The 10957-nt window shown below is 65.1% G+C and carries 10 protein-coding genes and 1 rRNA gene; 8 read left to right on the forward strand and 3 right to left on the reverse strand.

The genetic code is table 11. The features are described 5' to 3' along the window. Positions 1-41: 41 nt before the first annotated feature. The 6 genes from atpA (at position 42) to IBX22_RS23480 (ending at position 5832) form a co-directional block, all read left to right on the forward strand. A complete protein-coding gene (gene atpA, locus IBX22_RS23455; protein WP_194817637.1) occupies positions 42-1682 on the forward strand; it encodes a F0F1 ATP synthase subunit alpha in 1641 nt (546 codons plus the stop codon). A gap of 53 nt (positions 1683-1735) precedes the next feature. Then, positions 1736-2707: a F0F1 ATP synthase subunit gamma gene (locus tag IBX22_RS23460; RefSeq protein ID WP_194817638.1), complete on the forward strand. Its 972-nt coding sequence runs from the start codon at positions 1736-1738 to the stop codon at positions 2705-2707. Positions 2708-2730: 23 nt separating this feature from the next. Beyond that, positions 2731-4179 (forward strand): F0F1 ATP synthase subunit beta, encoded by a 1449-nt coding sequence (atpD, locus tag IBX22_RS23465; protein WP_194817639.1) that lies wholly within the window; start codon positions 2731-2733, stop codon positions 4177-4179. A 6-nt stretch (positions 4180-4185) separates the two neighbouring features. Continuing rightward, positions 4186-4563, forward strand: a complete 378-nt coding sequence (locus tag IBX22_RS23470; RefSeq protein WP_194817640.1) for a F0F1 ATP synthase subunit epsilon — start codon at positions 4186-4188, stop codon at positions 4561-4563. 213 nt (positions 4564-4776) lie between these two features. Continuing rightward, positions 4777-5199: a DUF2550 domain-containing protein gene (locus IBX22_RS23475; protein ID WP_194817641.1), complete on the forward strand. Its 423-nt coding sequence runs from the start codon at positions 4777-4779 to the stop codon at positions 5197-5199. A 57-nt stretch (positions 5200-5256) separates the two neighbouring features. Next, positions 5257-5832 carry a cob(I)yrinic acid a,c-diamide adenosyltransferase gene (locus tag IBX22_RS23480; RefSeq protein WP_194817642.1) on the forward strand — a complete coding sequence of 192 codons (576 nt, stop codon included), beginning with the start codon at positions 5257-5259 and terminating at the stop codon, positions 5830-5832. 61 nt (positions 5833-5893) lie between these two features. On the opposite strand, the gene IBX22_RS23485 is transcribed toward IBX22_RS23480, so the two are convergent. The 3 genes from IBX22_RS23485 to IBX22_RS23495 form a co-directional block, all read right to left on the reverse strand. Further along, positions 5894-6274, reverse strand: a complete 381-nt coding sequence (locus IBX22_RS23485; RefSeq protein ID WP_194817643.1) for a group 1 truncated hemoglobin — start codon at positions 6272-6274, stop codon at positions 5894-5896. 98 nt (positions 6275-6372) lie between these two features. After that, positions 6373-7185, reverse strand: a complete 813-nt coding sequence (locus tag IBX22_RS23490; protein ID WP_194817644.1) for a DivIVA domain-containing protein — start codon at positions 7183-7185, stop codon at positions 6373-6375. Further along, the gene (locus tag IBX22_RS23495; RefSeq protein ID WP_194817645.1) at positions 7176-8393 is read right to left on the reverse strand and encodes a globin domain-containing protein; all 1218 of its coding nucleotides are present in this window, start codon (positions 8391-8393) and stop codon (positions 7176-7178) included. The genes IBX22_RS23490 and IBX22_RS23495 overlap by 10 nt, the downstream gene beginning before the upstream one ends. 420 nt (positions 8394-8813) lie before the next feature. Here IBX22_RS23495 and murA point away from each other — a divergent pair, with 420 nt between their 5' ends. Beyond that, positions 8814-10094: a UDP-N-acetylglucosamine 1-carboxyvinyltransferase gene (gene murA, locus IBX22_RS23500; protein ID WP_194817646.1), complete on the forward strand. Its 1281-nt coding sequence runs from the start codon at positions 8814-8816 to the stop codon at positions 10092-10094. Positions 10095-10569: 475 nt separating this feature from the next. Beyond that, positions 10570-10957 (forward strand): 16S ribosomal RNA (locus IBX22_RS23505); the annotation flags it as partial.

Genomic DNA, 10957 nt, shown 5'->3' on the forward strand with positions numbered 1-10957 from the left:
CCCCCGACATTCGAGACCCACACAGCGAGAGCAGGAAGAACATGGCGGAGCTGACGATCTCCTCCGACGAGATCCGTAGCGCGATCGAGAGCTACACACAGAGCTACACCCCCGAGACCTCTATCGAAGAAGTCGGTACGGTCACCGACGCGAGTGACGGCATCGCGCACGTCTCCGGCCTGCCTTCGGCAATGGCCAACGAGCTGCTCGAGTTCCCGGGCGGCGTGCTCGGTGTCGCGCTGAACCTCGAGGACCGCGAGATCGGTGCGGTTATCCTCGGCGAGTTCGCCGAGCTCGAAGAGGGCCAGGAAGTCAAGCGCACCGGTGACGTGCTCTCGGTTCCGGTCGGCGACAAGTTCCTCGGTCGTGTGGTCAACCCGCTCGGCCAGCCGATCGACGGCCTGGGCGAGATCGAGGCCGAAGAGCGTCGCGTGCTCGAGCTTCAGGCCGCGGGCGTGCTGGAGCGCCAGCCGGTCGAGGAGCCGATGGCGACCGGTATCACCGCCATCGACGCCCTGACCGCGATCGGTCGCGGCCAGCGTCAGCTGATCATCGGTGACCGTAAGACCGGCAAGACCGCCGTCTGCATCGACGCCATCCTGAACCAGAAGGCGAACTGGGATTCCGGTGACCCGGCGAAGCAGATGCGTTGCATCTACGTCGCCATCGGCCAGAAGGGTTCCACCATCGCGGGCGTCAAGGCCGCGCTGGAAGAGCACGGCGCGATGGAGTACACCACCATCGTCGCGGCTCCGGCCTCCGACTCCGCCGGCTTCAAGTGGCTGGCCCCGTACACCGGTTCGGCCCTCGGCCAGCACTGGATGTACCAGGGCAAGCACGTCCTGATCGTGTTCGACGACCTGACCAAGCAGGCCGAGGCCTACCGTGCCATCTCGTTGCTGCTGCGTCGCCCGCCGGGCCGTGAGGCGTACCCGGGTGACGTCTTCTACCTGCACTCCCGTCTGCTGGAGCGTTGCGCGAAGCTGTCCGACGCCATGGGCTCGGGCTCGATGACCGGTCTGCCGATCATCGAGACCAAGGCCGGTGACGTCTCGGCGTTCATCCCGACCAACGTCATCTCCATCACCGACGGCCAGGTCTTCCTCGAGTCCGACCTGTTCAACAAGGGTGTCCGCCCGGCGATCAACGTCGGTACCTCGGTCTCCCGTGTCGGTGGCGCCGCTCAGACCAAGGCCATGAAGAAGGTCGCCGGTTCGCTGCGTCTGGAGCTGGCCCAGTTCCGTGAGCTGGAGGCGTTCTCCGCCTTCGCCTCCGACCTGGATGCCGCCTCCAAGGCACAGCTCGAGCGCGGCGCCCGCTGGGTCGAGCTGCTCAAGCAGAACCAGTACTCGCCGGTTTCGGTCGAGGACCAGGTCATCTCGATCTTCCTGGTGGACAAGGGCTACTACGACTCGGTTCCGGTCGGCGACATCCGTCGCTTCAGCCGCGAGCTGCTCGAAGACCTGCACCGCAACGCCCAGGACGCGTTCGACTCGCTGCAGGGTGGCGCCAAGCCGCTCGACGGCGACAACGCCGAGGCCATCACGTCGGCGACCGACAAGTTCAAGGCGGGCTTCCTCGCTTCGGACGGCAGTCGTGTGGTGAACGAGGCGGAGGCCGGCGAGCTCGACCACGAAGAGGTCGAGAAGCTGTCGGTCACCCGCAAGCACGTCGAGAAGTAAGTCGGACGAGCTGATGCGCTATTCGGAACTGGCGAATGAAGGGAGGGTGACCAATGGCAAGCTTGCGTGAATTGCGCTCCCGCATTCGCAGTGTGAATTCGACCAAGAAGATCACCAAGGCCCAAGAGCTGATCGCGACCTCGCGTATCACCAAGGCTCAGGCCCGGGTCACGGCCGCAAAGCCGTACGCCGAGGAGATCACCAAGGCACTGGCAGAGCTGGCGAGCGCGTCGAAGAACCTGGCGCACCCGCTGCTGACCGAGCGGGAAAACCCGCGCCGGGCAGCGGTTCTGGTGATCAGCAGTGACCGCGGCATGTGCGGTGGATACAACTCCAACGTGTTCCGGCGCGCCGAAGAGCTGATGACCACTTTGCGCAACGAGGGCAAGGAGCCGGTGCTGTATGTGATGGGCAACAAGGGCCTCACGTACTACACCTTCCGCAGCCGTCCGCCGGTGGCCGCGTGGACCGGGTTCTCGCAGCAGCCGACCTACGTCGATGCGTCGGCCGCGTGCAACCACCTGGTCGAGGCGTTCATGGCCGGAGCCGACGGCGAGGTGCCCGCACCCAACGGTGAGGGCGCCATCGCCGGTGTCGACGAACTGCATGTCGTCTACACCCGGTTCGTCTCGATGCTGACGCAGACCCCGGAGGTGCGCCGGCTGGCGCCGATCCAGGTCAGCTTCATCGAAGAGAGCTTCGATCTGGGCGAGGACAGCTTCTCGGATTCCGAGACCGCTGACATCAAGGCCCAGTACGAATTCGAGCCCGACGCCGATGTGCTGCTGGCGGCTCTGCTGCCCAAGTACATCAACACGCGTATCTACTCATCGTTGCTCGAGGCAGCGGCATCCGAGTCCGCGGCTCGGCGCACCGCAATGAAGGCCGCCACCGACAACGCCAACGAGCTGGCCAGTGTGCTGCAGCGCGAGGCGAACTCGGTGCGTCAGGCCCAGATCACGCAGGAAATCAGCGAAATCGTGGGTGGCGTCAACGCGCTGGCCGCGAGCGGCGACCGCGACTAAAGCGCAGGAAGAGAAACTAACCAATGACCGCAGCTGTCTCTCAAGACAACACGGCTCGGACCGGTGGCACCGCAGGCCGCGTCGTCCGGGTCATCGGCCCCGTCGTGGACGTCGAGTTCCCGCGCGGCTCGATCCCTGAGCTGTTCAACGCTCTGCACGCCGACATCGCTCTGAAGTCGGTGGCCAAGACGCTGACCCTCGAGGTTGCCCAGCACCTCGGCGACGGCATCGTCCGCTGCATCTCGATGCAGCCGACCGACGGCCTGGTCCGCAGCGCGAGCGTCTCCGACACCGGCAAGCCGATCTCGGTGCCCGTCGGTGACCTCGTCAAGGGCCACGTGTTCAACGCCCTCGGTGACTGCCTGGACAGCCCGGGCCTGGGCCGGGACGGCGAGCAGTGGGGCATCCACCGCAAGCCCCCGAGCTTCGATCAGCTCGAAGGCAAGACCGAGATGCTCGAGACCGGCATCAAGGTCATCGACCTGCTGACCCCGTACGTCAAGGGCGGCAAGATCGGTCTGTTCGGTGGCGCCGGTGTCGGCAAGACCGTTCTGATCCAGGAAATGATCACCCGTATCGCGAAGAACTTCTCCGGTACGTCGGTGTTCGCCGGCGTCGGTGAACGCACCCGTGAGGGCACCGACCTCTTCCTGGAAATGGAAGAGATGGGCGTGCTGCAGGACACCGCGTTGGTGTTCGGCCAGATGGATGAGCCGCCGGGCACGCGTATGCGCGTCGCGCTGTCGGCCCTGACCATGGCCGAGTACTTCCGCGACGTGCAGCACCAGGACGTGCTGCTGTTCATCGACAACATCTTCCGCTTCACCCAGGCCGGCTCCGAGGTCTCGACCCTGCTGGGTCGTATGCCTTCTGCCGTGGGTTACCAGCCGACGCTGGCGGACGAGATGGGTGAGCTCCAGGAGCGCATCACCTCGACCCGTGGCCGTTCGATCACCTCGCTGCAGGCGATCTACGTCCCCGCCGACGACTACACCGACCCGGCGCCGGCCACCACCTTCGCCCACCTGGACGCGACGACCGAGCTTTCCCGCCCGATCTCGCAGAAGGGCATCTACCCGGCCGTCGACCCGCTGACCTCGACCTCTCGTATCCTCGAGGCTTCGATCATCGGTGACCGGCACTTCGCGGTGGCGAACGAGGTCAAGCGGATCCTGCAGAAGTACAAGGAACTGCAGGACATCATCGCCATCCTCGGCATGGACGAGCTCTCCGAAGAGGACAAGGTCCTCGTCGGCCGCGCCCGTCGTCTGGAGAAGTTCCTCGGCCAGAACTTCATCGTGGCCGAGAAGTTCACCGGTCAGCCGGGCTCGGTCGTGCCGCTGGAGCAGACGATCGACGACTTCGATCGGGTCTGCAAGGGCGAGTTCGACCACTTCCCGGAGCAGGCGTTCAACTCCTGCGGTGGTCTCGACGACGTCGAGGCAGCCGCGAAGAAGATCGCCGGAAAGTAGTCATCCATGGCTGAGATGTCAGTTGATCTCGTCGCTCTCGAACGCAGGCTCTGGTCCGGCCAGGCTTCGTTCGTCAGCGCCCAGACCACCGAGGGCCAGATCGGCATCATGCCGGGCCACGAGCCGCTGCTCGGCCAGTTGGTCGAGGGTGGCACCGTGACCATCGTCCCGGTCGACGGTGAGCGGATCGTCGCGGCGGTGCACGGAGGGTTCTTCTCCGTCACGGCCAATACGGTCCGGGTGCTGGCCGAGACCGCCGAGTTCGCCGGTGAGGTCGATGTCGACGCGGCCCGCAAGGTGCTCGCCGACGCGGAGGCCTCCGAGGAGGACCGGACTGTGGCTCAGGCTCAGGTGCGCGCGGTCGAAGCGCTCGCCGAGCACTGACCAGGGCGACGGTAATCGCAGTCCGGGCGAACGCCGGGATCCATAATTGAATGGGCTTGTCGGCGGCGAAGGCTATCTTCGCCGCCGACAATGTTTTTCGGGCCGCCCCCGTGGCCGCCCCTTTGTAGACTCGTGTTTGAATATCGCAACGGATGGGTAACGGCGACCTCACAGGGTGGCCGGTCGAAAGGACGGACCGCATTGCAGACCGGGATGATTGTTCTGATCACCCTGGTATTGCTGCTGGTCGCGCTCGCCCTGATTTCTACCTACCGCCTGGTCATGTTGCGCCGCGGCGGCACCTCCGCCCTACTCCGTGTCCTCCCCGCCAACGGCGGCCAGGGCTGGCGGCACGGCCTGATCCGCTATGACGAGGATCGCCTCGTCTTCTACAAACTCACCAGCTTGAAGCTGGGCCCTGATTCCGTGATCCGCCGGCAGGGCATCGAGATCGGTGAACGTCGCGGACCGGTCGGGGACGAGTACGACATCATGACCGACGAAATCATCGTCACCGGTGTGTCCGATACCCACGGCGGCTTCGAGATCGCGTTGGATCGTGGCGCTCGCGCGGCCTTCCTATCCTGGGTCGAGTCCCGTCCGTCGGATCGCACCCGTCGCCTCGGCGGGCTCTGAGCGCGGCCCCTCCGTCATCCCGGCGAACGCCGGGATCCAAGCACTACGCTGAGTGTTGTGAACGTGCACCTGACGCGGATCTACACGCGTACCGGCGATGACGGGACCACCGGTCTCAGCGATTTCTCCCGGGTCTCCAAGAACGATCCCCGGCTGGCGGCCTATGCCGACTGTGACGAGGCGAATGCCGCCCTGGGCGTGGCTGTCGCCCTGGGCAATCCCGAACCCGAGATCCTCGTAGTCCTGCGCCAAGTGCAGAACGACCTGTTCGACGCGGGCGCGGATCTGTCCACCCCGGTCGTGGCCGAGCCCAAATATCCGCCGCTGCGCATCACCCAGGACTACATCGACCGCCTCGAAGGCTGGTGTGATGAGTTCAATGCCGAACTGGCCCCGCTGAATTCGTTCATTCTGCCCGGCGGCACCCCCTTGGCGGCACTGCTGCACACCGCGCGCACGGTCGCCCGGCGTGCGGAACGCTCGGCCTGGGCAGCGGTGGACGCGCATCCCGACGACACCAGCGCGCTGCCCGCGCGCTACCTGAACCGCCTGTCGGATCTGCTGTTCATCCTCAGCCGGGTCACCAATCCGGGTGGCGACGTGCTCTGGAAGCCGGGCGGCGAGAAGAAGTAGCCGTGTGCTGAAACGACAAAAGGCCCGTTCATCCCGGAAGATGAACGGGCCTTTCTCGTTGTCAGCTGTTGACGCCCGCGCTCACGATGTCATCCGACAGCGGCGCGATCGCCCCGATGATCTGATCCACCAGTTCCTTCGGCACGCCCGCGCCGGTCAGCGCGTCCACCAGATGTCCGGCGACCAGGTTGAAGTGGTCCTGTCCGATGCCGCGGCCCTGGTGCACGTCGCGCATCGGGGCGCCGGTGTAGGTCTGCGGCCCGCCGAGCGCGGCGCAGAAGAACTCCGCCTGCAGGCCCTTGAGCCGGGACAGGTTCACCCCGGTGAAGAAGCCGGCGAGCTGTTCGTCGGCCAGCACCCGGACGTAGAAATCGTCGACGACAGCGGCGACGGCCTCGGCCCCGCCGATCTGGTCATAAATGGAATCCGCCATTGCAGGCATCCCCTTCTCAATTCGTCGTGGCCGTTTCGAACCTCGGCCGCGAATCGAAAAGCACTGTAGCGCAAGCGATTTCAATTCGCAGCCTGGATGCGGCGGAGCTAGTGGCTGAAGTCGTCGGAGGAGGTGAGCTGTGCCGGGTTCCAGTACGACACCGGCGCGGGCTTGTCCACGACCTCGGGAGGCATGGAGATCTCGGCCTGCACCGGTCGCGAAGCCTTCTGCGGCTGGGCGGCTTTCGGCTCCCCGAGCTTGTCGATCTCGCTGAACAGCGCCTCGACGATCGTGTGCATCTGCTTCTGCGCGATCTGCGCGTAGGTGCGGATGTATTCGATCTCCGCGGGCGCCGGCTCCGGAGCGCCCTTGGGCACCGTGGTGAGCGACGCGATCCCATCGGCGGCCTGCGCCGCGGACTCCTGCGCCTGCCGCAGAATGTCGGCGTACTGCTGCCGCGCCGCCGCGACGAGTTCGCGCGCGTAGACCTCGGCCTCGGCCACGGTCGACTCCGCCGACAGCTGCGCCTGGCTCAGCATGTTCACCGCGCGGATATTCACCCCGAGCAGGTCGTGCTGGGCTTCCTCGCGCAACTGGTGGTTCTCCCGGCGCACCGCCGCGAGGTCGGACCGCAGTTGCTCCACGGTGAACGTGTCCGCGGGCGTCGAGGACTTGTACATCGCGAGCTGGCGTTCCAGATCGGAGACCCGGGAAGCCAGGTAGTCGTTGTCCGACAGCAGCGACTTCTCACCGCTGAACTCGAGTTGCTGGCTGAGCCGCTTGTTGGTGGCATTGAGCCGCGATACCTCGCGCGCGACCCGCTCCAGGAATTCTTCGACGTCGTTCTCGTCGTATCCGCGCCGGCCCAGCGCCGATCTCTTGAACTTCGCCTTCTCGATATCGCGTGGCTTCAGCGCCATGTGGTCACCTCATGTCCGGTCCCCGCCGGAATAGTGTCGGCACCGGTCATTGCCAGTGCCTCGGCCGCTGCGGGCTCTGGCTCCGCGACCGTGTCGAACTGTTCGAATCTGATGGCCGAGCGCGGCATGCCCGCCGCGGCCAGCTCGGTGGTGGTGTGCTCGATCATCGGTGTGGATCCGCATACCAGCGCGGTGTAGCCCTGCCAGTGGTGCGCCTGGGTGGCGACGGTTCCGACCACACCCTTGGCGCCGGGGTAGGTCGGATCCTCGGAGACGACCGGGGTGTAGCGGAACCACGGCCGGGTGTCGGCCATCTCACTGAGGAAGTGGTGTTCGTAGAGGTTCCATTGCGTCCGGACGCCGTGGAACAGATGGACATTCGTGGTCCGGCCGGTTTCCCGCCAGTCCGCGTCGAGCTGTTCGATGACCGCGCTCATCGGCGCGAGGCCGGTGCCGCCGGCGATCATCAGCAGGTCGCCGTGCAGCTCGTCGGTCAGGGTGAGCGCCGTGCCGATCGGCGCACCGAGCTTCACCGTGTCACCGGGCCGGATCTCCCGGGCCAGCGGCGCGCTGACGTGCCCGCCCGCCACGATCTGCACATTCAGATCGATGGTGCCGTCGGCTCGCGGCGCGTTCGCGGGCGTGTAGTACCGCCACAATTTGGGTCGCTGCGGAATCTCGAGGGCCATCGACTGGCCGGCCACGTACGGGTACGGCTCGGTCGGGCGAATCCGCAGCACCGCGACATCGATGCTGCGGCGGTCGGTTCCGATGACTTCGGCTTCCCACCAGGCGGGGGAGGTCGCCTCGTCGTCTTCGGCGGCGACCACCATCAGCTTGGCGACGATGCCGTAGGCCTCGGCCCAATCCGCCGCGAGGCTGTCGGTCCAGGCCGCGCCCAGAAAGTACTGCAGGGTCGCGAGCAGTGACGCACCGGCGGCGGGGTAATGATCAGCAACGACCTCGAACTTGCGGTGATCTCGGCCGAGTTGCTGCACGAAGCTCGGATCGGCGCCGATCTTGTCCACATTGCTGACGATGCGCCCGAGCGCCGCGAAGAACTTGCCGCGCTGCGCGGCCATCGACACCGGGAACATGGCCCGCACATCGGGGTGCGCCATGAACAGGTGTGAGTAGAAGTACAAGACCGCTTCGTCGCCGACCTTCTCGACGTCGCGCCAACTCGTTTGGAGTGCGGGGATATCCATAGCGGCTCAGCAGGCGGTGGATAGGAGAGCGCCGGGTCGGACTGCTCGACCCGGTATGCCGGTGATCAACGGAAAAGTCCTCGATCCTGTGGTGTCGGTAGGGGTTTCGACCTCGGCCGACACCAGGGTGGGCGCATTGCGCCGCGGATTGGTCTGTCGACATCGAGCGAACTGACTCGCCGGTAGCGTAGTCCAACTGGACGCGTGTCGCAGAACGAGAGGCCCGGATTTACAGTCCCTTCGGCTTCGGAACGAGCGAGCGCATTTCACGCAAACCGCTCAGCAGTGCACCGGGATCGCGTACACACGCGTGTGCTGTGTCGGGCGCGGATAAGCTACCCGTGTGAGTGAGCGAAGCGAGGGAACCATGGGCACAGCAGCGTCGCTCATGCCGGAACCGAGCGCCAGCGAGGTGCGGGCGTGAGTGAACGGTTTCTGGTCACCGGGGGCAATCGGCTCGTCGGCGAGGTCACGGTGGGTGGCGCCAAGAACAGCGTCCTCAAGCTGATGGCCGCTGCCCTCCTGGCGGAGGGGACGTCGACGATCACGAACTGCCCCGACATCCTCGATGTGCCCCTGATGGCCGAGGTGCTGCGTGGTCTCGGCTGCGAGGTCACCATTACCGACGACGCCCCGGGCGATCGTTCGGTGGTCACCATCAACACTCCGGCCGAGCCGAAGTATCACGCCGACTTCCCGGCGGTGACCCAGTTCCGGGCCTCGGTCTGCGTGCTCGGGCCGCTGATGGCGCGATGCAAGCGCGCTGTTGTCGCGCTGCCCGGTGGTGACGCCATCGGCTCCCGCCCGCTCGACATGCATCAGACCGGTTTGCGTCTACTCGGCGCGACCAGCGAGATCGAGCACGGCTGTGTGGTGGCCCAGGCCGACCAATTGCAGGGCGCGCGTATCCGTCTCGACTTCCCGTCGGTCGGCGCGACCGAGAACATCCTCATGGCGGCGGTGCTCGCCGAGGGGGAGACGGTCATCGACAACGCCGCGCGCGAGCCCGACATCGTCGATCTGTGCAACATGCTGGTGCGGATGGGCGCGCGGGTCAGCGGCGCGGGCACGTCCGTGCTCACCATCCAGGGTGTGAAGAGCCTGAAGCCGACCGACCACCGCGTCATCGGCGACCGCATCGTCGCCGCGACCTGGGGTATCGCCGCGTCCATGACGATGGGCGATGTGAAGGTCACCGGCGTGAACCCGAAGCATCTTTCGCTGGTGCTGGACAAGTTGCGTTCGGCCGGCGCGCGAATCTCCTTCGATGTGGACGGTTTTCGCGTCGTGCAGCAGGAGCGGCCGCGCGCGGTCAACTTCTCCACGCTGCCGTTCCCGGGTTTCCCGACCGATCTACAGCCGATGGCCATCGGCCTGGCCGCGATCGCCGACGGCACCTCGATGATCACCGAGAACATCTTCGAGGCCCGCTTCCGTTTCGTCGAAGAGATGATCCGGCTCGGCGCCGACGCGCGGACCGACGGGCATCACGCTGTGGTGCGCGGGATTCCGCGGTTGTCGAGTGCGCCGGTGTGGTCCTCCGACATTCGGGCCGGCGCCGGTCTCGTACTGGCCGGCCTGTGTGCGGACGGTGTCACCGAAGTGCACGACGTCTTCCACATCGACCGCGGCTACCCGAACTTCGTCGAGAAGTTGCAGGCGCTGGGTGGTCAGGTGGAGCGCGTCGGCGCCGCCAATTGACCTTGTGCGCGGCGCGGTATCGCTGAAAGATGGTCTTGACCAGGCGATTTGACATTGATCATCGCGCCACGTAACTTTTATCGAGTCAGAGCGACACGGACACCAACCCGGGGCTGAGCGGAGACGCTGAGCGAGGGACACGAGGTCGTACGAGGAGCGCCTGACGATCACACTAGCTCGACTGGAACCCCGGATTTGGATCTGGGAGACTGGCTGAGCTAAGCTGTTCAAGTTGCCTCGCTGAAACCCCCGAGAGATCGAGTGGCGGATGTGTGTGCGTGTGTTCTTTGAGAACTCAATAGTGTGTCGATGAATGTCAGTGCCAATATTATTATTGGTTCCGATTCCTCATACCCCCCGGTTGACGGGATCGGACATTTAACAACAGCAAATCTTTTTGCTGGTGTTTGGCTTTGCTAGGTTTTCGGACTCTAGTTATTCTTCTGATTAACCCTTCGGGGTTGGTTGAGAGTCTTCAACGGAGAGTTTGATCCTGGCTCAGGACGAACGCTGGCGGCGTGCTTAACACATGCAAGTCGAGCGGTAAGGCCCTTCGGGGTACACGAGCGGCGAACGGGTGAGTAACACGTGGGTGATCTGCCCTGTACTTCGGGATAAGCCTGGGAAACTGGGTCTAATACCGGATATGACTCCAGGATGCATGTCTTGGAGTGGAAAGATTTATCGGTACAGGATGGGCCCGCGGCCTATCAGCTTGTTGGTGGGGTAATGGCCTACCAAGGCGACGACGGGTAGCCGACCTGAGAGGGTGACCGGCCACACTGGGACTGAGACACGGCCCAGACTCCTACGGGAGGCAGCAGTGGGGAATATTGCACAATGGGCGAAAGCCTGATGCAGCG

Origin of the sequence: Nocardia sp. XZ_19_385 (genome assembly GCF_015355755.1) — a bacterium.
Lineage (GTDB): Bacteria > Actinomycetota > Actinomycetes > Mycobacteriales > Mycobacteriaceae > Nocardia.